Raw genomic sequence first — 21026 nt, forward strand, 5'->3', positions numbered from 1 at the left:
TACGAGCACCTTTCGACGAAATTTCACCATATTTCTTCATCTGGGTGGCTATGGTGCTCCTTGAGCTAGATCACCGGAGCGTGGCGATGAACACGAGAGAGCCCGACTGGGCGTACGCGGCCAGGTCCCTCCTCAAGGTCATGGGCGTCAGCGTCATGCTGTTCCTGGCGTTCAACGCGGCCGAAGGGCTCCTGGCGAGATACGTCGACCTCGACGACGAACGACTGGCCCAGGTGTACGGCACGGTCGCCCGTGTCGCGAACCCCGACAAACGCCTGTCGGACGGCTACAGCGACGGTGGAAGGCTGCTGGGCGCGACCTACACGTTGACCGGGGAACGCCGCCGGGCCGGTCATGACCAGCCCCGACAGGAGTACGAGATCACGGAGAACCTGTTCGGCACCGTACGAGCCCCCTCCCTCTCCGGCCCCTCCGGCGCCCTGGGAGACGCGATCACCGCCGTGGAGAGGAATCCCGGCGCCGACGACGCGCTCGCCGAGAAGACCCGCAAGACCGTGGACGCCCTCCCGAAGACGCTCGAAACCGTCGCGGTCGTGGAGTTCACCCACGCGATGACCACCGAACAGCTCATCGCCTTCAACCGGAAACACCGGATCTGCGCGGGAGCGGACGTCTCCTACGTCTACGACCCGTCCTTCTACGACGACTCCTCCTTCGTGCCCCGGACGAACGCGATCGTCTGGAACCGCGGCATGCTCCCCGGCGACAGCCCCACCTACCGGTGTGAGGCCGAACCCGCGACAGCGCTGGCCGAGTTCCGCCGATGGACCGAGCTGCTCCGCGAAACGGACGACCTCCGCGAATTCGGGCTCACGCCGTACCAGTTGACCGGAGCGGCCGAGGAAGGCGTCGTGCACGCCCTCCTCCTCGACCGCTGGAAACTCGCGGCCCTCCGTGAACTCCTCGACGACCCGGAGGTGAGAACGGCCCACCTGACCGACGCCGCCTTCGATCTGGGCTATCCGGATTAATGCCTATGTCTTCAACAATCGCGCGATATATGCCATAAAAAGTGGACGGGGCGAATTTTGGAGGGAATGTCCAGTGAACGCTGACAACGGTTTGGGCGACGCGCTCCGGCGCTCCGTCGGAACACGGCACCGCCGCCGGCTGGTCGCGATCACCCTGCTGGCGGGCGCGGCGGCGGCCGTGGGCATGAGCACGGCACCGCCCGCAGGCCGGACGTTCGCCGCTCTCACGGAGGCGGCGCAGAGCCTGATGTCGATCACGGTGCCGTTCCTGGGCGTACTGCTCTCCCACGACCTGCGCAGAGCGCCTCGTACGGCACGGCTCGCCCCGACCCTGCTGGCGGCGACCCTCCTGGCCGCCGCCTTCGGCGTGTTCGGGGCCCTGACCTGCGCCCTGGCCCTCACCCTCGCTCCGGCCGCCCCCGGCGTGAACCCTTGGCTCAACGTGGAGACCCTCGTCCTGGGCGGCGTGCTGGTGCAGGTCGTGGCCCAGCTGACGGGTACGGCACTGGGCCTGTTACTACGGTCACCCGTGGTCGCCTGCCTCGGCACCATCGTGTTGCCGATGGGCCTGTGGCTGGTGCTGCGCACCAGTCCCGCCCAAGGTTGGCTGGCACCGTACGCCACCGCCCGGAACCTGCTTTCCGGCCAGATGACCCCTCTGGCATGGCTGCAGTGGGCCGCCGTCCTCCTCATCTGGGGCGTAGGTCTCAACGCCGTCGGCGCGGCCCGGCTGAGGCGTATGCCCGTCGGTTCCGGAAGCGCGTCGTGAACGGCCCACCACGGTTCCCCGAAAAGTGAATTCTCTCCACCAATTTTCACCGTGCGATCGGCGACATTTCCACCACTCGCGGCTCGACCGAAAACGATCGTCGGCATGAACCGGATAACGACAATGAGGAGATGACCACCGAATCACGCGCTCATTCGTTCAACGCGGCAGCCGCCCAGTACGAGGCGAGCCGTCCTTCGTACCCTCCCGCGCTCTTTGACGTCGTTGAGGAATCGCTGGGCCGTTCACTGGCGGGTGCCCGTGTCGCGGACATCGGCGCGGGAACCGGAATCGCGACCAGGCTTCTGCGTGAACGGGGCGCCGACGTGATCTCCGTCGAGCCCGGCGAGGCGATGGTCGCCGAGTTCCGCCGGGTGCTCCCTGACGTGCCGATCGTCCGGGGCGACGGCAACGCCCTGCCGCTGGCCGACTCCTCTCACGACCTCATCACGTACGCGCAGTCCTGGCAGTGGACCGATATCGAGCGCTCTGTCCCGGAAGCACTGCGCGTCCTGCGCCCGGGTGGCTCGCTCGCCCTGTGGTGGAACACCAACGCCTTCGATGTCCCGTGGATCCGCGCCCAGGACGAGCGCATCGCGCATCACTGCGGAGTGCCCCCGCACCCCGTGACACGTCCCGACGACAGCGAGGCCATCCGGCTCACCGGTCTGACCGGGCTACGGGTCGTCCGCCGGCTGGTCCGCTGGCAGCGAACGGTCTCCTTCGACACACACCTCGCCAACATCGGCAGCCGCTCGGCGTTCCTCGTCCTCGACCAGGCCGCGGCCCACGCCTTCCTCACCGAGGAGCGTCGACGCCTGCGCGACGCCTTCCCCGACGAGACCCTGGAGGAGACCTACGTGGTCGATCTGCTGGTGGCCACCCGTCCGTGACCTCCCCGAAGGTGGGCCCACCGAGACCGGCCCGGCCCTCGAACGGCCGTGACCTCACGCGTTGAGGCCTGAGACGACCCGGAACGCTTCGGGCGCTGCCTCCTCCCCACGGCGTGCGGACTCGGGAGGAGCCCGCCTGCCGCTCCCGCCTGGCGGGAGACGGACCGACCGCCTCCCGGCCGTACGACGGAGTCGCCTGGAGCGCGCGCCGGTGCCCGTTGACGTCGTCGCTCGGGCAGACCGGCTCGACCCCGCGGGGCGGTGACGGCGGACGGCCAGGCGGAGACCTCCCGCGGCACAGGATTCCTCGCCCGTTCGCCGGAGGCTCGGCGCGGGCCGGGATCAGCCGTCCGGGTCCTTCGGAGTCGCCTCCACGACGGACAGGACGGTACCGGTGGGGACGACGCGGGACAGTCGCAGACCGGCCGCCTCGAAAAGCTGCGAGAACTCCTGCGCCGTGCGCTCACGACCGACGAGAGAGGCCATCAGCAGAAGGTCGACGAGCTTCGCCTGGTGCGGGGCGTTGCCGGGCGGAACGACCGCGTCGATGACCAGGATCCGCCCGCCCGGACGCATCGCCGTATGACAGTTGCGCAGAATGGTCACGCACTGGTCGTCCTCCCAGTCGTGCAGGATGCGCTTCAGCAGGTAGACGTCCCCTTTGGGGACCTCGGTGAAGAAGTCCCCCACGGCCAGTTCCCAACGGCCACCGGTCTCCGCCACGTCCAGCAGGTGGTCTCGCAGGACGTGCTCGGCGTCGAAGAGCACACCTCGCAGGCCGTCCCTCCGGCCCAGCACCGCCAGCAGCAGCCCGCCCTGGCCGCCGCCGACGTCGACGACGACTCCCGAGTCGGGGAATTCGCAGGCCGCGGCGATCGGCGCGTTCTCCTGGGCGGACATGGCCGCCATCCCATGGTGGAAGACGGCCGCCGTCGCCTGATCTTGTGCGAAATGGTCGAAGAACGGCATGCCGAAGATGTCGTCGAACGCCGGGCCGCCCTGCTGCAGGCAGCGTTCCATCTCGCCGGCGGGCCGCCACATCGACTGGTCCGTGAGCATCAGTACGGCCGACCGCGCTGACAGGGGCGCGTCCGTACGCAGCGCGTCCCCCGCAGGGGTGAGGCGGAACCGGCCGTCGTCCAACTCCTCGAAGATCCCGCGGGTCGCCGACACCCGCAGGGCCCGGTACAGGCTCTGCGGGTTGACACCCGTACGCCGGGCCAGGTCTTCGACGGTACGCGGACCGTCCGCGAGATGATCCGCCACGCCGGTCGCGGCCACGGCCCGCAGTGCGGCCGGGTAATAGAACATGAGTGCTTCGTCGATCAGGAAGGACGCCGACGTTTGGCCGTCGGCGGTCGCGCTGTCCTGTTCGTGGCGGCCTTCCATCGAGGTGCCTCCCTTGGTGGGATCTGCGTGTTCTTCGCCGACGCGACGGAGCACGCTGTCCGCCGATGCTGCGGTGTGGGACCTCGTTCGAGCCTATGGGCCTACCGGATCTTCAACCATTGGTCCGGGGGGCGATATACGGCTGCACCGCGAGTGAGCATAGTGTCACGCGGGTCACCGTCCCGCCGCCCCGGCCGGCCGGTTCTGCGCTGCGGCGAACGACGGATCCCTCCCGCCACCAGATCGCCGAGTGCGACCGCAGGATCGCCCAGCACCGCGCCACTCTTGAAGCGGGGGCCGAGCCGACGTACGGCCGGTGCCGATCCCGTCGACGCTGGTCGAGGTTCTCCGAGAACACATCGCCGAGTACGGCACCGGCCAGGACGGACGTCTTCTCCGGAGCGAGTGCGGCGGAGCGGTCGCCCGACGGGCAGAAGGACGTGGCCGACAGGCGGATAGACGACGCGCAAGCCGTACGACCAGGGCTCCGGAACCCTCGGAGGCCTTCAGTGGGCGTGCGATCTTGGCGGTCGATCCCGGCAGGCGGCCGTTTCGGCCGACCCGTTGTACCGAGCCTTCGCCTGATCCCCCGGCCCAAACCGGTTTCGGGCGATATGGTGCGCCGTACCCGATTTGATCTAGATCGCAGGAGCGCACGGTGATGAACGTGGGGGAGCCCAACTGGGCGTACGTGGGCAGATCCCTCGCCAAGGTCCTGGCCGTCACCGCGGCGCTGTTCCTGGCCTTCAGCGCGGTCGACCGGGTTCTGTGGGTGTTCGTCGACTCCGACGAGCGGATGACCCAGGTGTACGGCACGGCCGCCCGTGTCGCGAACCCGGACAAGCGCCTGTCGCACGCCTACGGCAACAAGGGATTGCTGGAGACGACCTACACGCTGTGGGGGGAGACGCGCCAGGCCGGTCGCGACGAGCGCTCGACGAGGTACGAAATCGTGGAGAACCTGTTCGGCACCGTCCGGGCCTCCTTCCTCGACGGGCCGTCCGGCAACCTGGGCGACGTGATCGCCTCCGTAGGCGAGGATCCCGGCGTCGACAGGGAGGTGACCGAAAAGGCCCGCGAGACCATCGACGGGCTCCCTCAGACGCTCGACGCCGTCGCGGTCGTGGAGTTCGCACACTCGATGACCACCGAGCGGCTCGTCGCCTTCAACCGCAGGCACAAACTCTGCGGAGGGGCGGACGTCTCCTACATCTACTCCCCGGCCCCCTACCACGACGACTCCAGCAGCGATCCCCCGTTGAACGCGGTCGTCTGGAACCGCAACATGACCGAGGGCTACGTCCGGGCGGATTTCAGCTATCAGTGCGAGACCGAGCCCGAGGCGGCACTGGTGGAGTTCCGCAGGTGGGTCAGTCTGCTTGACGAGGAGGACGACCTCAGCGCGTTCGAACTGGACCACTGGTGGCTCGCCGAGACGGCCAGGGCGGGCGTCGTGCACGGGCTCGTCGTCGACCGCTGGAAACTTGCCGACCTGCGCAAGCTTCTCGACGACCCGGAGGTACGGACGGTCCGCCTCGCCGACGTCGCCTTCGACCTCGGCGAGATCGAATAGCGGTCTTCGGTGAGCTCAGCGGCGCGGATGCGAGCCCCGGCACCCATGACGGTGCGCGATCTGGCCCCGCACGCCAGGTGGTCTGATCGACGCGATCACCCGTCCCATCATTCCGAGCCACCCGAAAATCCCGGCGCGACCTGGGAAAACGCCTTAAAGATCACTGAACTCATACTGGTGGAGCGGTGACACGCGGCTGCTCCTGGCCACGTGTCACCGAAAGCGAAAGAGCCCCTCGCAGGGCTCTGAGCTGCCGTTTTTGCTGGTGACAGGTGCAGGAATCAAACCTGCGTAGGACAAGCCGACGTTTTACAGTCCCAGCGCAGAAATACTCTGACCAGCAGCGATGCCTCCCAAGGAGCGATTTCGGCACACATTTGGCATGGCCGGGTCTCGACGACCGCTCTGCAGCAGGACCTAACCTCATCCAAGGCAAGCGCCTGCTGACCTAACCGCTCGTGCAGGCTCCGAAGATCAGAAAGATGTCACCTTCGCCGCACTTCGCATCTCGCCTACTGGACAACAAAAGTGACGAAATATTCTACTCCATCGGGAATGACGCGAAGGAATTGACTCCAGTCCGCTTCCGGATCATCGCCAGCGCCTTCCACATACCATCCCTGAAAAGCTGGCTCAAACCGGTATTCGGTCTTACGCCAGAGATCTCCGCCCAGGATCACGAAACCCGCAGCAAAGAGAATGCGGAATACCTGTTCTAGGCAAGCCGCCGGGAAGGCATACTCGGTGGAGCCCACATCAGAAAGGTCTGCTGACTGATCCCTGAGCTCAACGGGCAAGGCTGCCAGTAGCTCTTCTTGCCTTGGATGCGCCACTGCCACCTCCCGAACGTTCCGAAAAGGCGATGATTAATATTTCCACCTTGCTCGATAATCCAATGAAAGACCTCTTGCTTCCCAGCATATTCGCCCGACAGCCGCACATGCGTTCCAGGGCGTGTCTTAGAACCCTGTCGCGTTGATCGCGCTACACCGGGATGATCTCGGTGTGGCGCGTGGGGACGTAAGTGATGCGCAGTGGGCGGTGCTGCAGCCGTTGTTGCCGGTGGCGGCAACGGGCCGACCGGCGCCCGGATCGGGTGCGGGCCGACAAGGCGTACTGCTCGAAGGCCAACCGCGTCTACCTGCGACGTCGGGGCATCCGGGCCACGATCCCGGAGCGCCGTGATCAGATTGCCGGGCGGAAACGTCGCGGCAGCGCCGGCGGTCGACCGCCGGTATTCGGCCGGGAGGACTACAAGCTGCGGCACGCCGTGGAGTGCGGGATCAACCGGCTCAAGCGGTACCGGGCCGTGGCCACCCGATACGACAAGCTCGCCGTCCGCTACCTGGCCACCGTACAGATCGCGGCGATTGGTGAGTGGCTGTGATCCCCGGCGACCGGCTCCGCTGTCATGCCGGCCATGCCGACCTCGAACGCCTACTCGAAGTCGATCTGGGCGGTCGGGTGTGCGGCGGTGATCCGGTCGCGGACCGCCCCTGGGAACAGGTTGCCGTACAAGTTGGCCACCGTCAGATCGGGGAGCGTGTCGAAATCCGCCGGCAGGTCGTTGAGCTGATTGAACCTCAGGTCGACGATCCGCAGCCGACGAAACGTCCCGATCCCGGTGAAGTGCTCGGGCTTGAGCTTGAGGCGCTTGGTGTTCCGCTGCCACCGGCTGATCCGGAGCTCCTCCAGTCGGGGCAGCTCCATGGCGAACAGCTCCCGCAGGAAATCGTGCGACGGCAGGGGCGTGCTAGCACGGCGGCTGTGTCCGCCGAAGCCGAGGACCCGCAGCGCGGGCAGGCGGCCGAGATCGGGCAGCGGGTCGCGCAACAGACCGAGGCTGTCGCCGAGGTCGAGCTCTTCGAGGCGGGTCAACCGCAGCAGGCTGTCGGGGACGGTGTCGAAGTAGTTGCCGCTCAGGTCGAGCCGGCGCAGGTTCGGGAAGGTGGTGACGGCCTCGGGGAAGGTCCGCAGGAAGTAGTGGCTCCCGCCGGTTATGGACACCTCCTCGACGGCGGCCAGCCCGTGTGCGGAGTCGGGGAACACGACGTCGGTCCCGTCGGCGACCAGCTTGCGCAGCGCGACCAGGTCGCCGAAGGCGTCCGGCAGGACGAACCGCGTCACCTCCGGCAGGTCCCACTCCGACCCCGACTCCGTATCGACGGAAACGGACAGGTAGGAGATGTCGAGTTCCTCCAGGGCGGTGAGCCGGCCGATGGCGGCCGGCAGGGTGAACTCGACCGTGTCCAGGTCCGTGTCCCGGTTGCTGGCGACGCACAGCACCCGGAGCGCGGCCAGGTCGCCGATCGATTCCGGCAGGGCGGTCAGCTCGCAGTTGCGCACCGACAGGTGCTCCAGCCGGGTGAGCATCCCGAGCGCCTCGGGCAGTTCGCCGATCGGGTTGCCGTCCAGGATCAGGGTACGAAGCCACGGCATCTGGAGCACCTCGGCGGGAAACTCCTTGAGGTTGCGATCGGTCAGGTCGAGGTGCTCCACTCGGTCGGCCCGGGACCGGGACATGTCGGCTTCGGCCGACTCGGCCGCCGTCCGGGCTCCGGGCCGCAGAACCGGCAGCCCGGCCCGCAGCCGGTCCAGGAACGCATCGACGTCCAGACAGCGGTCCTCCGCGTCGACGACCTCGGGCACGAACGCCTCGACGATGCCCGGCTTGGCGTAGTCGGCGTTCTTGGCGTCGCCGAAGTTGTCCACCCAGCGCCCGCCGACGGCGTGCACGTCCATGGCGTGTTCGAAGTCGATCACCCAAGGGGTCTCGACGGTCCCGGTCCGTAGCCGGCCGTGGTTGTAATAGCCGTAGACGAGGTGCGTGAAGGCGCCGTCGTGGATGTAGATCTCGCAGTCGCCGGCCTCCAGGGTCTCGGCCTCGGTGCGACCGCCGACGTAGAGTCCGGGCTGGTCCTCATAGAGCGCGATCGGGCCGTTGACCGTCAGATTGCCGGTGATCACGATCAGCTCGACGTCGTCCTCGTCGTCCCCGCTTCGCAGGGCATTGACGGCGTCCAGGAAGTCCCCGTCGACCGCGAGATCGCCGTCGAAGAACAGCACGCTGTCATAGTCGGACGACTCTCCTTCACTCTCGAACGCGGCGGACAACGCGCCGCTCAGGCGGGCGTCGGCGTCGGCATAGGACAGGGATGCGGGGGTGGCCGATATCGACATGGCGACGAGCATAGGTCCGCGCTGTGACAGCCCTACGGGAAAGTCCAGCGCTGTCGTGAGGCTGCTGGCCGCTCCGCCGTCGATACCGGTAGCAGAAGTTCAACACAGCCCACTGTTCATCGGTGAGATCCCCACGCGTCACACCGAGATCATCCCGGCGTGGCACGATCAACGCGACAGCGTTCTAAACACGCCCTAGGACATGCAGGGCCTCCCGGAAGTGGCCTCGATCCAGCTATTGCGAACCCTCGTAGGGCTGATGAGGACGAGGACGCACGGGACGCCGATGCCGAGAGCAATGGGTTGCGAACCCTCGTAGGGCTGATGAGGACCTGCCACGCCGTGACGGCCGGGCTGAAGTCGACGTCGCGTTGCGAACCCTCGTAGGGCTGATGAGGACCCCAATGTAAAGCCGCAGATCAGCGGCCGGATCACTGGGGAGATTCGGGGCCGTTTTTCAGCGAACCTCCGGTAGTGCAGAAACCCTGGGGGTTCGCTGAAAACCTTCGGTGCTTCATCTTGCCACGGAGGTTCGGCACGCTGCCGTCTCCACGTGGCTCAACGCCGGTGTTCCGGCGCCCCAGGTCGCCGAGTGGGCCGGGCACAGCGTGGACGTCCTGCTGAAGGACTACGCCAAGTGCATCCACGGCCAGCAGGGCGAGGCGATGCGCCGGATCTGGGACGCGACCAGGGCCCGCAACTTCGGCACGTATTCGACACAGACTCCCGTAGGGCGCCGTCGACAGTCAGGAACAGCCGGACATGACGAAAGAACCCCTGACCGGCATCTCTGCTGGTCAGGGGCTCTTTTCGCTGCTGGTGGCAGGTGCAGGACTTGAACCTGCGTAGGCTGAGCCGACGGTTTTACAGAGCCCTATCTAGAAGGGGGTCACACATCATCTGAGCTGCCAAAACGCCGCCCGCCCGGTTCGCAATCCATTCACAACGACGCGAATACGACGCAGGCCATGCGCCGCCGTTAATGTGATCAGTTGTCGGTAGCTCGGCGTACAGTGGCCGTCACACCGAAATCAAGGAGATCGAACGATGGAGCTGCGGCGACTTATCGGACGCATCGGCGAGACCTACGACCGATCGCTCAGCATGTCGAGCGAAGCCCAGCAGCTGTTGCGTCAAGCCAGCACTGAGCTTCAGCAATGGATCCCGGCCGGCTACCTCCCCGCAGGGAGCGGAGGCAAGGGGGCTGGTGCCTTCGTTCCGTGGATCGCTGTTTTCGATCCCGATGAAACCGCCACAGCCCGGAACGGTATGTACGTTGTATACCTGTTTGCGCAAGATATGCAGACGGTCTCATTGAGTCTGAACCAGGGTGTGACAGAGCTTGTGGACCAGCATGGGACCGCTCGGGGCCGTCAACTCCTCAAAGGGCAGGCTGATGCCATCCGCGATGCTCTTCCCACGGAGCTGGTAGCAGGACTCGACGCAACGATCGATCTGCGTTCTAAGGCTGCACTGCCGGTCCATTACGAATACGGCAACGTCCTAGCTACGACCTACAAGATTACCGACCTGCCTGACGAGAGCATCATGGTTGCGGACCTTCACCGGTTCGTTCGCCTTTATCAAGAAGCTCTTAGCGTCCGAGAAGGGGTTCGGCAGACCGTCCCGGGAAAGATCGTCACCACGGTCCGTACTCCTACTACGGGAACCGATAGACCCGCAGAGTTCAAGCCTAAGAACGCCGCCGACTACGTCGCTAATGTCACTGCACGGACGCTCACTAAAAGTCGCATGCATGAGACAGTCGTGCGCGAGTACGGCGAATTCCTCATCACACTAGGCCTAGCGCCGAACACCGTAGTACATCCACGGGACATGACCGTTGTACACAACGGCAACGAGTGGCTTATCGAGGTCAAGATGGTCCGACGTGGTGACGCCGTCAGCGCTACTCGGGAAGCTATCGGCCAACTATTGTCTTATCGACATTTTCTCTACCCAGACCGCATGGAGTACGTGAAAATGCTTGCGGTCTTTAATGAATATATCGGCGACGCCTGCGTTCAACTCTTGGAGACACTAAACATCGCCAGCGTGTGGCGAGAAGGAACCACGTGGAGTGGCTCACAGACCGCACGATCCGAAGGGCTTTGTTCGCAATAAATACACCTCACATGCACGGCAACCCTAGAAGAGATGCTACAACTCCATAATCCCTCGCCGTGGAGCTAACGTTTAATATGGCGCGACCCGTCGTAACAGTCCCCATAGGTACACGCTTTACCAAGCTTGTAACAGTGGGGCAAGTTTATCTAATTAATCGAGGATACCAAAGGCAAGCATGGGTAGCCGTTCGCTGCGATTGCGGAAAAGTAAAGCATGTCGCTGTAACTAATTTGCGGCGCAGTCAAACCAAGTCATGCGGATGCCTCTTTGATGAAAACCGCCATGTTTCGCAACGTGAAATTATTGCAATTGGATCAAAATTTGGGCGCTGGGAAGTAGTGGGCGAACCCAAGCTTCAGCCGAGAAAATCTTCGCGCTCGAACGGACTAGAAGCCGTCTACCCTTGCCGCTGCGCCTGTGGGACCACCCGCGATATCCGCGATGTTGTATTACGCAATAAAAGTAGATCCTGCGGCTGCAGTAAAACTGGCAGCAGAAAGCGCGGGCGTCCTACAACAGAAATTGAAGTCGGCTCACGATTTGGGCGCTTAGTAACTACATCAGAAACTTTTCTGAAGCCCCGCTCTGATGGACGAAATCGAACCCACGTCGCCGTTCGATGCGACTGTGGGAAAACTAAGCATGTGCTTGCTTACATGCTACTCAACGAAAAGGTTCAATCTTGCGGGTGCCTACAACGTGAGCGCGCTGCAGAGTTGATGAGAATTCACGGGGCGAGATCTAAAGAGGCATACGGCACAGACCGGAGAGGCATCTATAATATTTGGAAGGGAATTAAACTGCGATGTTACACTCCCAGCGCCAGAAACTACCGCTGGTATGGAGAGAAGGGAATAAAACTTTGTGACGAATGGCAAGATTTCGAAGTGTTCTTCGAATGGTCAATCGCCAACGGGTATAGCAAAGGGCTGCAGATTGACCGCATTGACTCAAAAGGTGACTATCAGCCAGACAATTGCAGATGGTCCACTCAAAAAAAGAATCTGCGCAGCAGAGACGTTGCATGGGATGACGCCACCGATCAGCGACTAATTTTTGAATCAAAGAATTTGGGTATCAGCCCATATGAGTTAATTCGCCGAGCCGTGATAGCTTACCTGGGCGATTAATTTCAGCGTGCTGATTACAGAAAAAGCGAGCTACAAAGTAGATACCCTCGTCAAGCTTCGTTGTGCAGAATCTCCATCGCCTGGAGCACGTCTGTGGCAACGTAGTCCGCGCCATGTTCACGGTCAGGCCAGCGTCCCCGGTTGATCCAAATCGTGCGAAGTCCTGCTGCACGCCCGCCGGCTACGTCGGCTACAAGGTTGTCTCCGATCATCCATCCGCCTCGGGTGCAGAGGCTCATTCCGCACCGTTTGGCGGCTATCTCGAATAGCCTACGATCTGGCTTGCGGATGCCTTCGACGCCTGAGAGCACGTAAGCGTCCACTACCTTGGGCAATCCCGTCTGCTGGATCTTCCCAAACTGGTTGTCTGCCGTTCCGTTAGTAACAATGGCCACTTTCCAGCCAGATGCACGTAGTCGCGCAAGCCCAGCCTTAACTTCAGGTTGGCAGCGAACGAGATACGGCATGCGCTGGCGGTACTGCCTCCACAGCTCTCCGGCCGGTTCGGGCAGGGCGAAGTGTTCGCGAATCTTGGCGAAGAACACCTCACGATGGGGATAGCCCGCCCGGTCCAGCGACATCATTAGATCAACCGCTTCATGACCTAATCCATGCAGGTCGGCAAATTCAGTCGCCCACACCGCAAAGGCTCGATCCAAGTCGACAAGGGTGTTGTCCAGGTCAAAGAGCGCAAGCCGCTGCATAAGCACGTATTTTACAGGTCCACAGTCCTGCGAGCCTCAGCGTCGATCAGTTGCGCCGCTTTCTCGGGTGCAACCTTGGCTGTGTTAATGGCTAGGTCCGCACCGACGAGAGGATCTGTTGCATCCCAGGCATGCAGTCGCTCTGCTAGGTCGGTCGAGCCGCGGGCGACAATTCTCTCTTCGGCTACGTCCCGGGGGCACCAAAGAGACACCACCAGCCACCTGTCAGGAATTGATTCGGTAATCCTGCTGACAGCTTCAACCTGCCCAAGGTGAACCACGGGGATTCCCTCTTCGAGGCTTTGCGTCAATCCGGGACGATCGACTACGTAGATAGCCCCATATCGGCTGTTTTCCCAGATGACATCACCCTCCTCCCGGAGTTCCGCAATGGCGAAATCGGTCGTGATGCGATATCCGCGAGTGCGGCCGCCTCCGGATTTGAGTCGGGCGAACGCCTGATACCGCCTATCAAGCTTTTCGAGTTCCGTCGTGATCGTGTCTTTCCCAGCCGCCGGGGGGCCGTAAATGATGATGCCTGGCATCAGCTTTCCTTCGCATCGAGAATCTCCTTAAGGAGATTGCGTGCCTGATTCTGCAAGGGCTCGCTGGACACACTATTGTCGATCACGCTATGAGGAACAGCCGGACGGAATGTCACGTCAATGCTCGACAGGTAGCCGGGCCAATTCCCCAGCTTCGCTGCGTCACGTGCCGCACCCCGATGCCGGATATAGGTGTGCATGGTATTCGGGTCGCAATAGACCCAGACCAGCGATATTGTCGCACTTTTGGAAGCGAAGGAAGCTTCTGTCCGCGCTAGCCATGCGGCGTCATTAAACTCTCGAATGAACGGCGCGGTTGCAATGACGCTGTTGCCGCAAGCTAGATTCTCTTCCACTGCCGCCATCAGTGCTTCATACTCGCGAGGGCGTATCCTGGTGAGATAATCCTCGGATTCACGGTCATTCGGGGAGAGGTCAAGAATCTCTAGGGCAGCTTCAACAACAGGGCGTGTAATCGTGTCCTTGTCGAGCATCGACCAGCCCGTTTCTCTGGCAAGAATCCTGCCCAGCTCGGTCTTTCCGCTACCCGCATATCCGCCAATGATAATTATGTGCGGGTTTTGTGCGCGTAGGTCATTCCTGATTGTTTGATCAGGAGCGTTGACGACGCGCTTGGACCTGGACTTGTTGACCACGATGCCCTCTTCGGCCAGCACCTTCATGGCCTCGGTGATCGTGAAGACGCTAACCCCCCACTCCTGCGCCAGCTCACGTGATGACGGCAGCGCTTCGCCATGTCGAAGTACACCAGCCTCGATGTCGTTGCGGATGTTGCGGGCTACCTGCTGATGCAGGGACTGGGAGCGATTGAGCCGCTCTCGTGGGGCCGTCATGTGCCGATGATCCTTCCGCCAGTCGGGTACACCACCAGCCTACCTATCAGTTGATAGGGACGCATTTTCCCTGTTCAGAGGCCCAATAAAAAGATCTTGAGATCTAACAGTTGATAGATAAGCCATTCAACTGTTAGGTTCCTGGCGTAGCAAGCCCTGCACAGCCGGGAGCACTTGGAAGGCGGTCCGACGGGACCGCGCGCCACGCTGCCGGACCCGCTCTAGCCGACGGGCCAGACGCACCCGCACACCTTGAGAACTCAACAGAGAAGCAAGAGGGCCACCGCCGCCCGACACAAGGCGGCCCGCGTAGGGCTTCGTCCCTGCGCTGACCATCATCCGTACTCCACCAAGGAGCACTCATGACCATGACCACACGGACCCTGTCCGTCCCGAGCCCGCCCGATCTCGCCTTCGAGCTGGCCATGCCGGACGGGTACGCCGAGGTGATCTCCGACGACATCGACCACGTCGAGATCACCCTTGAAGCTTCCGCCAACAGCCTGGCCGCCCGCGCCATCGCGGACGCCACCCTGACCACCCGCAACTCCGCCGTACGCCTGAACCTCCCCGCCTCCGGGCGCGACACCGTGACCGTCATCAGCCGCCACACGGTGGTCACCGGCACTGTGACCGGCCTGGTCATCGACGAGGCCGGGGCGGTCATTCTCGGTGACGGCGCCGTTGTCACCGGCCGTGGGGACGTGCGTGCCACGATCCGCCTGCCGCGCGGGTCGAACCTGCGGGTGAAGGCCCGCTCTGCCCGGGTCTCCACCTACGGGCCTCTGGGCATCGTCGTTTTCGACAGCGTCTCCGGGACCCTGGACGTTGCGGAGGCCGCCGCGCTCTCCGCGACCACCAGGTCCGGCGGCGTGCGCGCCTCAAAGACGGATTCGGCCAGCGTGCAGACGGTCGAAGGCAACATCCGGATGGGCCTGACCTCGGTCGCCGTGCTGGGCACCATCAGTGGTGACATCGGCATCCGCGACTTCGGCGGGTCGGCCCAGCTGACCACCGTCTCCGGCGACATCACCGTGACCGCGACCCTGCCCGGCCGTCTCCGCGCCACCTCGACCTCCGGCAGCATCACCACCCTCGTCGCCCACGACATGCCCCCTGGCGCGCTGATCGTGGAAGCGCAGTCCGTCTCCGGCCGGGTGCTCGGTCCTCGTCGGAACTACGTCACGGCGCGCTGAACGGAGACCTGCTCCATGTACCCCTCCTCGCACCCCTGGCGTCGCGCGCTGGGTGTCCTCGTGCTGGCTTTGGCGCTGTTCGTCGTGGTCCGTGACCCGGCGAAAGCCGCTGACCTCACCACGCGAGCCATCACCGGTCTCGGCGCCATCGCGGAAAGCCTCGCGGCCTTCCTCACCAGCCTCTGACCCGCTCTACCCGACTCCGTGAGGAGCGTCCTCACCATGCTCCGTCTGGTGATCCTGACCAGGTCCGACGTGTGCCCGTCGGAGTGCCGCAACGGCCAGATCTGGAACCCCGGTTCCGGCCCCTACCCCTGCCCCCTCTGCCAGGGCAACAACGGGCAGACGACCAGCTGAACGCCCCCATCACCGACCCGGGGCGGTGCGCAACCGCCAAGCTCCGCACCGCCCCGGACAACCCCATCTCACCCTTTAAGCAGTCAGGAGTTCTCGCCATCATGGCAAATCTCGCGCGCCTGCACACCACCACCCCGAACCGCCACACGGTCGGGGTCGAGCCCATCACCGACGGCCTGCGCCTGCGGGACCCATCCCTGCCCACGGACGCGCGTCTGGCCGTGGTCGAGCGCACCGACGGCCGGTTCGGCACGGTGTGCACCACCAACGTGACCAACCACAGCGGGACCGACCTGGGCGCCATCGCCCGCGTCTACGCCGACGCCTACGACGCCCAGGCCCTGCCGCCCCTGCACCCGTCCCGGATGACCGACGAGCAGCTCGACGCGGCCTGGTGGGTCGAGGACGAGGTGCCGCTTGCCGAGTGCGCCTACGACCCCGCCTTGCACACCGGCCCCGAGCACGGCGCCGAGACGCCCGGCGAGCAGGCCGCCCGCGAGGAGATCGCCCGCGAGGTGTGCGCCACCTGCCCCGCGCGCCTGTTCTGCGGCCTGTACGCCGCTGAGGTCCGTCCCTCCTTCGGCATCTGGGCGGGCCGTACGCCCGAGCAGATCGTCGAGGACGCCGCCGACCTCGACGGGGCGGATGAGTTCGGACAGTGGGTGGCGTGATGGCCGCCCGGTTCCAGTGCTCGATCTGCACCCGGCGCCACACCGCGCTGACTGGGTGCCCGCGCTGTTCGACCGGTCCCCGCGGCCAGGTCCAGCGCTGCCACACGCACGGCGCCCGCCGTCTGCGCCAGTGCCGCACCTGCCGCGGCCTGGCCCGTTCGGGGGGTTGAGATGTTCCTGCCCCTGCTGACCGATCCGGCCGGGCTGTTCGCCACCCTGACCGGCCTGCGCCTGCCCCACGGCTCGTATGTGATCTGCGGATCGGCCGCCCTGTACGTGCGCGGCCTGCGCCCCCACATCAACGACCTCGACGTGCTGGCGACCGGCCCGGCCTGGACCATCGCCGCCACACTCGGCGCCCCCCGCCCGGCCCCTTCCGGGCACGGCCAGGTCATCCACCACCCGCACGCCGACATCGAGGTCTTCGACCGGTGGACGCCCGGATGGTCGAGTGACCGGCTGATCGCCACTGCCGACATCATCGACGGCCTGCCTTTCATGCGCCTGGGTGACGTCCTGGCCTGGAAGCGCGCCGCGCTCCGCCCCAAGGACCTGCCCGACATCGCCGCCGTGTCCGCCCTTTACCGGATGTGGACCGGCCACCACACCTCTGCCCTTGAGAGGAGGCCCGCATCATGACCACCGCCCTTCCCCCGGCCGTCACCGCTGAGAAGGCGGTGAGCGAGCTGGATGGGCTGGCTGACCTGGCCGCCGCGCTGCGCTGCCACACCACCCGGCCTGGCCTGCTGATCACCTTGGCGCCCGACCTCGACGACAACGCCAGGGCGTCGGTGAACCTCTGCAACGGCGTCGACAGGATCGACCTCGGTCCTTCCCTGCTGACCTCCGATGCTCAGGTGCTGTATGGGGTGCTCGCTCACGAGATCGCCCATCACGCCCTCGACCACGGCGACGGCATCATCCGCCGCTACCGGGCACGTGCAGCCCAGGCCGCGCTGCTGGGCGGGTTGGCCCTGAACCTTCCCACGCTGGCCGTGCTGGCGCTGGCCGTCCTGGTGATCGGCGTCCACCTGGTGGATGCCCGCCGGTCCCGGCTGCAGGAGTACGACGCCGACGCCCACGCCGTTCGGCTGCTGGACGCCGCAGGGCTTCCCGGACGCCGGATCATGGCCGCCGCGCTGGCCGACCTGCCCACTGAACCGGCCGCTCACCGCTTCGGCGGGTGGGTGTTCGGCTGGCACCCGACCGCCCGCGCCCGACGCCGCACCCTCGCCACGGGCCGCCCGGCCCGGCGGCTGTGGTGGGCGCTGATCTGGCAGCACACCCCCCACCACAACATCACCCGCCCCGTTCTCGCGCCGGAGGTACACCGATGAGCCACCAGCCCGAAGCCCCCACGACCGTGCCGTTCCTGATCATCCTGACCATCTCCCAGCCGGTGCACAGCGGGGGGTTCGAGCAGTGGACCCTCATGCGGACGCTCGACGTGGGCGGCCGATCGACCCGGGAGGGTCTGCTGTCGTGGGCGCTGGACCAGATGCCGGGCAAGGGACACGGCGCGAACGTCCTGTTCTTCTCGGCTGAGCCGAACGCCCTGCCCCGGCCGGGGGTGACGGCATGAACACCCTGCCCACCCCGTCCCCGGAGCCGTCCCCGGAAGAGGTCGCCCGGGGACTGGCCGAGATCGAGCGTTACGCCGCCGGGGTCGCCGCCCTCCGCGACCCGGCTCCGGCCGACCCGACTCCCCTGGTGGCCCCGGTTGAGGAGGACGGTGAGACCCGGCGGGTTCGTGAGCTGCGTGCCCGGGTTGCCGAGTCCCGCCGTCTGGTCGAGTTGCAGGCTGACGATGCGCCGCTGCTGGTGGACACGGCGAAGGTGCGTAAGCGCCGTGCCCGGGTGGCTGAGGCCGCGCGGCTGTACGCGCTGAGCCAGGACCCCACCACCCTTGCCTGGGCCGATGCCCGCATGCGGCGGATCAGCACGGTCATGGCGATGTCGGCCGCGACCATCGCCCTGGGCATCTCCTCCATCGGCGTGCAGGCCAGCGTCGCCAAGGGACTCACCCTGGAGCCTGGGTCGGCCGGTTGGTGGGCCGCCTTCGGCGTCGAGCCGGTTCTGAGTCTGCCGCTGCTGGCGGCCGTCGCCGTTCAGGCGTACGCCGCGATGCGCGGGCGGCCGGTCGATCGCAGCAGCTCGCACGGCCGCAAGCTGTTCAAGGCCGAAGCGCTGCTGCTGGGGTTGACGCTCGTGCTCAACTGCTGGCCCGCGCTCCAGTGGTCCGGGTTCGACCTGCTGCCGCTGCTCGTGCACGCGCTGGGGCCGCTCGGCGCGGTGACCGCGATCTGGTTGCTGCCGACCTTGTGGTCGGTCCTGGCGACCCTGCCCGCCCCCGGCCTTTCAGAGGCCCTTACCGGTGCCCTTACTGGCCTTACGTACAGGGAAAACACCCCTCTGGAAGGCCCGGCCGAGGAGGAGTCCGGTAACCCCGGTAAGGGGGACGGTAAGGGCGACTTCGCTCCCGAGTTGGCCGAGACGCGACGGCTGATCCAGGCCGGAGAACTCCCGCCGTTCCCCTCCGCCGCCGCGATTCGCCGGGCGCTGCGGTGCGGCATGGACGTAGCCCGAGACGTCCGTGACGCCCTGGTCGGGGGCGCGTGATGGCCACCGCGCCCACACCGGTCCGGCACCGGCCGACGATCACCCGCACCGCCGGGGACGTCGGCGCCGTCTACCAGTTCGCATGCCCTTGCGGGGCGACCGGTGAGGAGCAAGCCGCCCGCCGTATGGCCCTGGTGGACCTGAACGAGCACGTTCTGTCGCTGCCGAAGGTTCCGGCCGCCCAGCAGTGCCGCACCCCGCGCACCCACGGCAACCAGCTGTGGGAGCCGTGCGGCCTGTGCGCGGACCAGACCTCTCTGTTCGATCTGGAGGTGAGCTGATGAGCGACACCGAGACCGCCACCCCGCCCGGACCGGCACCCGCCGACCCTGTCGAGCCGACCGAACCCCCCGCCCCGGCCCCGGCTGAGCCGTCCGCCCCTGAACCGGCCCCGGCCGGGGAGCGCCCCGAGGGCATCCCTGCTGCGCATCTGGCCACGGGCGGTCTGTCCGGTGGCGCGGTGGCGCTGGGCGCGATCTACCAGCTGCTGGGCCTGCCCGGCCTGGTGGGCGGTGCGGTGCTGGCCGGGGGCGGCACCGTGGCCTACCTGCGCCACCGCTACCAGAAGAACACCTCCCGCCGGGGCGGCTACCAGCCAAGCCCGTCACGGTCGTCGTCCCACAGGGGTTCCTCCGGACGCCGGACCGGTCCGGGGGTGGCCAGCGCGTTGTTCAGCGGTGGCCGCTCGCCCGGTGGCCGTTCGGGCCGTTCCGGTGGCCTGTTCGGCGGGTCCTCCGGAGGACGGGGCGCCGGTCGGTCCCTGTTCGGCAAGGGTGGTCGAGGAGGCGGTCTGCTGGGCGGGTCGGGCCGAGGGTCCGGCGGGTCCGGCGGTGGCGGTGGCCGGACGAAGGCAGGCAAGACGCCGAAGACCCCGAAGGGTCCGAAAGCGCCGAAGGCCCCGGCCGTGCAGCGGGCCGCGCAAAAGGCCGGCGCCGCTACCCGGGCCTTCGGCCACCGTGCCCGCAAGGTCGGGGGCGGTGCTGTCCAGCAGACCCGTAAGGTCGCTGCCTGGGCGAACAAGGCCACCAAGGGCAAGGCGGGCAAGGCGTTCGGTCACGCGGGGCGTCTGGCCCGCGCGGGTGGTCGAGCAGCTGCACGCCACGCGCGGAAGGCCGGGGCGTGGGTGGATCGCCGCAGCGGACGCCGCTACTCGACCGCCTGGAAGGCCATGCGCGAGGCCAAAGGGTTTCGCGCAGCCCGCCGCCGGGGCGCCGCGGTGCTGGGCGGCCGGGCCGCTCCGCTGACCGCGAGCGTGATGGCCTTCCTGGCCTGGATCGTCGGCCGCTACAAGGCCCGCAAAGCCGCCCGCGCCTCCACCGGCCCCGTCGAGACTCCGGCCGACGACCCCACCCCCGACCCGACGGCCGACGCCGCCGAGACCAACACCCCCGCCGAGGACGAAAGCCCCGGCGTGGTGCACGGCGGTGAGGGTGAGCTGCCCATCACCGCGACCGTCACCTGTCCCCGATGCCAGACCAAGCACACGATCACCGTCGCCCGGACGGGCGACGCACACACCGTCGAGTGCCCGTGCGGTTACCGCATCCGCTTCACCCGCCACCCCGAACCGGCCACCGCGAACACGCCCACCTCGACCCCGACCGGTGCCCCCACGGGTCCGGTCCCTTCCACTCCCGCACCGACCGCTTTCAGGAGGAGAACCGTGAGCAACAACCCTCTCGCCGCCGCCACAGCTGAGCTGAACGGCGCCGCGTCCGGCTACGCCCCCGACGACATGTGGACGGTCGCCCGGGAGATCGAGCAGCTTCCCGAGATCCCCGCCAACGTCGCCCTCGCCCTGCGGACCTACACCATGCGGTTGCAGGGCGGGGAGTACCCGATCGAGGCGCCCGTGGGTGAGGCGCTGCACGACCTGTACGCCGCGATGGCCCAGCTCGTGCCGCTCGCCGAGCAGGTCGTCACCGTCTTCCGCACCGTCCACGCCGCCGACCTGGCCCGCGGGGATGCCCCCCGCACCGGCGAACCGAAGTGGGACGTCGGCCGCATGTAGCGGCGCACCGCCCCCT

23 protein-coding genes and 1 CRISPR repeat array are annotated in these 21026 nt (G+C 66.1%); of the genes, 17 read left to right on the forward strand and 6 right to left on the reverse strand.

Annotated features, from left to right (window positions below; genetic code table 11):
- The first annotated feature begins 86 nt into the window (after nt 1–86).
- From ACFYY8_RS11750 to ACFYY8_RS11760, 3 genes are all read left to right on the forward strand, one after another.
- Entirely contained in the window at nt 87–992 is a 906-nt protein-coding gene (locus tag ACFYY8_RS11750; protein WP_390039750.1) for a hypothetical protein, read from the forward strand.
- Nucleotides 993–1065: 73 nt separating this feature from the next.
- On the forward strand, nt 1066–1761 hold the full coding sequence (locus ACFYY8_RS11755; RefSeq protein WP_390039752.1) for a hypothetical protein: 696 nt from the start codon (nt 1066–1068) through the stop codon (nt 1759–1761).
- A 131-nt stretch (nt 1762–1892) separates the two neighbouring features.
- Entirely contained in the window at nt 1893–2654 is a 762-nt protein-coding gene (locus ACFYY8_RS11760; protein WP_390039754.1) for a class I SAM-dependent methyltransferase, read from the forward strand.
- Nucleotides 2655–2996: 342 nt separating this feature from the next.
- Here ACFYY8_RS11760 and ACFYY8_RS11765 read toward each other — a convergent pair whose 3' ends face one another.
- Nucleotides 2997–4043: a methyltransferase gene (locus tag ACFYY8_RS11765; RefSeq protein ID WP_390039756.1), complete on the reverse strand. Its 1047-nt coding sequence runs from the start codon at nt 4041–4043 to the stop codon at nt 2997–2999.
- A 658-nt stretch (nt 4044–4701) separates the two neighbouring features.
- Here ACFYY8_RS11765 and ACFYY8_RS11770 point away from each other — a divergent pair.
- Entirely contained in the window at nt 4702–5616 is a 915-nt protein-coding gene (locus ACFYY8_RS11770; RefSeq protein ID WP_390039758.1) for a hypothetical protein, read from the forward strand.
- A 512-nt stretch (nt 5617–6128) separates the two neighbouring features.
- On the opposite strand, the gene ACFYY8_RS11775 is transcribed toward ACFYY8_RS11770, so the two are convergent.
- Complete coding sequence (locus tag ACFYY8_RS11775) at nt 6129–6455, reverse strand: hypothetical protein (protein WP_390039760.1); 327 nt, start codon at nt 6453–6455, stop codon at nt 6129–6131.
- Between the two features lie 188 nt (nt 6456–6643).
- Between ACFYY8_RS11775 and ACFYY8_RS11780 the strand changes: the two genes are divergently transcribed.
- Nucleotides 6644–7003, forward strand: coding sequence for a transposase (locus tag ACFYY8_RS11780; RefSeq protein WP_390039762.1), 360 nt, complete (start codon nt 6644–6646; stop codon nt 7001–7003).
- Nucleotides 7004–7053: 50 nt separating this feature from the next.
- Here the strand turns inward: ACFYY8_RS11780 and ACFYY8_RS11785 are convergent, their stop codons facing one another.
- A complete protein-coding gene (locus ACFYY8_RS11785; protein WP_390039764.1) occupies nt 7054–8796 on the reverse strand; it encodes a hypothetical protein in 1743 nt (580 codons plus the stop codon).
- Nucleotides 8797–9034: 238 nt separating this feature from the next.
- Nucleotides 9035–9197: a CRISPR direct-repeat array (repeat unit 29 nt; unit sequence TTGCGAACCCTCGTAGGGCTGATGAGGAC).
- 646 nt (nt 9198–9843) lie between these two features.
- Here ACFYY8_RS11785 and ACFYY8_RS11790 point away from each other — a divergent pair.
- Nucleotides 9844–10920 (forward strand): MrcB family domain-containing protein, encoded by a 1077-nt coding sequence (locus ACFYY8_RS11790; RefSeq protein WP_390039766.1) that lies wholly within the window; start codon nt 9844–9846, stop codon nt 10918–10920.
- Nucleotides 10921–10979: 59 nt separating this feature from the next.
- A complete protein-coding gene (locus ACFYY8_RS11795) occupies nt 10980–12053 on the forward strand; it encodes a hypothetical protein (protein WP_390039768.1) in 1074 nt (357 codons plus the stop codon).
- Nucleotides 12054–12103: 50 nt separating this feature from the next.
- Here ACFYY8_RS11795 and ACFYY8_RS11800 read toward each other — a convergent pair whose 3' ends face one another.
- From ACFYY8_RS11800 to ACFYY8_RS11810, 3 genes are read right to left on the reverse strand one after another with little or no spacing between them, the layout of a single operon-like run.
- Nucleotides 12104–12757 carry an HAD family hydrolase gene (locus ACFYY8_RS11800; RefSeq protein ID WP_390039770.1) on the reverse strand — a complete coding sequence of 218 codons (654 nt, stop codon included), beginning with the start codon at nt 12755–12757 and terminating at the stop codon, nt 12104–12106.
- Between the two features lie 11 nt (nt 12758–12768).
- The gene (locus tag ACFYY8_RS11805) at nt 12769–13302 is read right to left on the reverse strand and encodes a guanylate kinase (protein ID WP_390039772.1); all 534 of its coding nucleotides are present in this window, start codon (nt 13300–13302) and stop codon (nt 12769–12771) included.
- Nucleotides 13302–14156: a GntR family transcriptional regulator gene (locus ACFYY8_RS11810; RefSeq protein WP_390039774.1), complete on the reverse strand. Its 855-nt coding sequence runs from the start codon at nt 14154–14156 to the stop codon at nt 13302–13304. Before ACFYY8_RS11810 ends, ACFYY8_RS11805 begins: the two co-directional genes overlap by 1 nt.
- A gap of 362 nt (nt 14157–14518) precedes the next feature.
- Between ACFYY8_RS11810 and ACFYY8_RS11815 the strand changes: the two genes are divergently transcribed.
- From ACFYY8_RS11815 to ACFYY8_RS11860, 10 genes are all read left to right on the forward strand, one after another.
- Nucleotides 14519–15352 carry a DUF4097 family beta strand repeat-containing protein gene (locus tag ACFYY8_RS11815; protein ID WP_390039776.1) on the forward strand — a complete coding sequence of 278 codons (834 nt, stop codon included), beginning with the start codon at nt 14519–14521 and terminating at the stop codon, nt 15350–15352.
- Nucleotides 15353–15367: 15 nt separating this feature from the next.
- Nucleotides 15368–15538 carry a hypothetical protein gene (locus ACFYY8_RS11820; protein ID WP_390039778.1) on the forward strand — a complete coding sequence of 57 codons (171 nt, stop codon included), beginning with the start codon at nt 15368–15370 and terminating at the stop codon, nt 15536–15538.
- A gap of 36 nt (nt 15539–15574) precedes the next feature.
- Nucleotides 15575–15709 (forward strand): hypothetical protein, encoded by a 135-nt coding sequence (locus tag ACFYY8_RS11825; protein WP_390039780.1) that lies wholly within the window; start codon nt 15575–15577, stop codon nt 15707–15709.
- Nucleotides 15710–15810: 101 nt separating this feature from the next.
- On the forward strand, nt 15811–16380 hold the full coding sequence (locus ACFYY8_RS11830) for a WhiB family transcriptional regulator (protein ID WP_390039782.1): 570 nt from the start codon (nt 15811–15813) through the stop codon (nt 16378–16380).
- Between the two features lie 171 nt (nt 16381–16551).
- Nucleotides 16552–17019: a hypothetical protein gene (locus ACFYY8_RS11835; RefSeq protein WP_390039784.1), complete on the forward strand. Its 468-nt coding sequence runs from the start codon at nt 16552–16554 to the stop codon at nt 17017–17019.
- A complete protein-coding gene (locus ACFYY8_RS11840; RefSeq protein ID WP_390039786.1) occupies nt 17016–17717 on the forward strand; it encodes a M48 family metalloprotease in 702 nt (233 codons plus the stop codon). Before ACFYY8_RS11835 ends, ACFYY8_RS11840 begins: the two co-directional genes overlap by 4 nt.
- Nucleotides 17714–17962 (forward strand): hypothetical protein, encoded by a 249-nt coding sequence (locus ACFYY8_RS11845; RefSeq protein WP_390039788.1) that lies wholly within the window; start codon nt 17714–17716, stop codon nt 17960–17962. Before ACFYY8_RS11840 ends, ACFYY8_RS11845 begins: the two co-directional genes overlap by 4 nt.
- A complete protein-coding gene (locus ACFYY8_RS11850; RefSeq protein ID WP_390039790.1) occupies nt 17959–18999 on the forward strand; it encodes a hypothetical protein in 1041 nt (346 codons plus the stop codon). Before ACFYY8_RS11845 ends, ACFYY8_RS11850 begins: the two co-directional genes overlap by 4 nt.
- On the forward strand, nt 18999–19280 hold the full coding sequence (locus tag ACFYY8_RS11855; protein ID WP_390039792.1) for a hypothetical protein: 282 nt from the start codon (nt 18999–19001) through the stop codon (nt 19278–19280). The genes ACFYY8_RS11850 and ACFYY8_RS11855 overlap by 1 nt, the downstream gene beginning before the upstream one ends.
- Nucleotides 19280–21010 (forward strand): hypothetical protein, encoded by a 1731-nt coding sequence (locus ACFYY8_RS11860; protein ID WP_390039794.1) that lies wholly within the window; start codon nt 19280–19282, stop codon nt 21008–21010. Before ACFYY8_RS11855 ends, ACFYY8_RS11860 begins: the two co-directional genes overlap by 1 nt.
- The last annotated feature ends 16 nt before the right edge of the window (nt 21011–21026 follow it).

The sequence above is a fragment of the Streptosporangium sp. NPDC001559 genome (assembly GCF_042893955.1).
Taxonomy (GTDB): Bacteria; Actinomycetota; Actinomycetes; order Streptosporangiales; family Streptosporangiaceae; genus Streptosporangium.

Excerpts from the sequence above, each read along its gene's own strand:
- ACFYY8_RS11750 (WP_390039750.1), top strand. The coding sequence starts at position 87 with ATGAACACGAGAGAGCCCGACTGGGCGTACGCGGCCAGGTCCCTCCTC.
- ACFYY8_RS11760 (WP_390039754.1), top strand. The coding sequence starts at position 1,893 with ATGACCACCGAATCACGCGCTCATTCGTTCAACGCGGCAGCCGCCCAG.
- ACFYY8_RS11765 (WP_390039756.1), bottom strand. The coding sequence starts at position 4,043 with ATGGAAGGCCGCCACGAACAGGACAGCGCGACCGCCGACGGCCAAACG.
- ACFYY8_RS11780 (WP_390039762.1), top strand. The coding sequence starts at position 6,644 with ATGCGCAGTGGGCGGTGCTGCAGCCGTTGTTGCCGGTGGCGGCAACGG.
- ACFYY8_RS11785 (WP_390039764.1), bottom strand. The coding sequence starts at position 8,796 with ATGTCGATATCGGCCACCCCCGCATCCCTGTCCTATGCCGACGCCGAC.
- ACFYY8_RS11790 (WP_390039766.1), top strand. The coding sequence starts at position 9,844 with ATGGAGCTGCGGCGACTTATCGGACGCATCGGCGAGACCTACGACCGA.
- ACFYY8_RS11800 (WP_390039770.1), bottom strand. The coding sequence starts at position 12,757 with ATGCAGCGGCTTGCGCTCTTTGACCTGGACAACACCCTTGTCGACTTG.
- ACFYY8_RS11805 (WP_390039772.1), bottom strand. The coding sequence starts at position 13,302 with ATGCCAGGCATCATCATTTACGGCCCCCCGGCGGCTGGGAAAGACACG.
- ACFYY8_RS11810 (WP_390039774.1), bottom strand. The coding sequence starts at position 14,156 with ATGACGGCCCCACGAGAGCGGCTCAATCGCTCCCAGTCCCTGCATCAG.
- ACFYY8_RS11815 (WP_390039776.1), top strand. The coding sequence starts at position 14,519 with ATGACCATGACCACACGGACCCTGTCCGTCCCGAGCCCGCCCGATCTC.
- ACFYY8_RS11820 (WP_390039778.1), top strand. The coding sequence starts at position 15,368 with ATGTACCCCTCCTCGCACCCCTGGCGTCGCGCGCTGGGTGTCCTCGTG.
- ACFYY8_RS11825 (WP_390039780.1), top strand. The coding sequence starts at position 15,575 with ATGCTCCGTCTGGTGATCCTGACCAGGTCCGACGTGTGCCCGTCGGAG.
- ACFYY8_RS11830 (WP_390039782.1), top strand. The coding sequence starts at position 15,811 with ATGGCAAATCTCGCGCGCCTGCACACCACCACCCCGAACCGCCACACG.
- ACFYY8_RS11835 (WP_390039784.1), top strand. The coding sequence starts at position 16,552 with ATGTTCCTGCCCCTGCTGACCGATCCGGCCGGGCTGTTCGCCACCCTG.
- ACFYY8_RS11840 (WP_390039786.1), top strand. The coding sequence starts at position 17,016 with ATGACCACCGCCCTTCCCCCGGCCGTCACCGCTGAGAAGGCGGTGAGC.
- ACFYY8_RS11845 (WP_390039788.1), top strand. The coding sequence starts at position 17,714 with ATGAGCCACCAGCCCGAAGCCCCCACGACCGTGCCGTTCCTGATCATC.
- ACFYY8_RS11850 (WP_390039790.1), top strand. The coding sequence starts at position 17,959 with ATGAACACCCTGCCCACCCCGTCCCCGGAGCCGTCCCCGGAAGAGGTC.
- ACFYY8_RS11855 (WP_390039792.1), top strand. The coding sequence starts at position 18,999 with ATGGCCACCGCGCCCACACCGGTCCGGCACCGGCCGACGATCACCCGC.
- ACFYY8_RS11860 (WP_390039794.1), top strand. The coding sequence starts at position 19,280 with ATGAGCGACACCGAGACCGCCACCCCGCCCGGACCGGCACCCGCCGAC.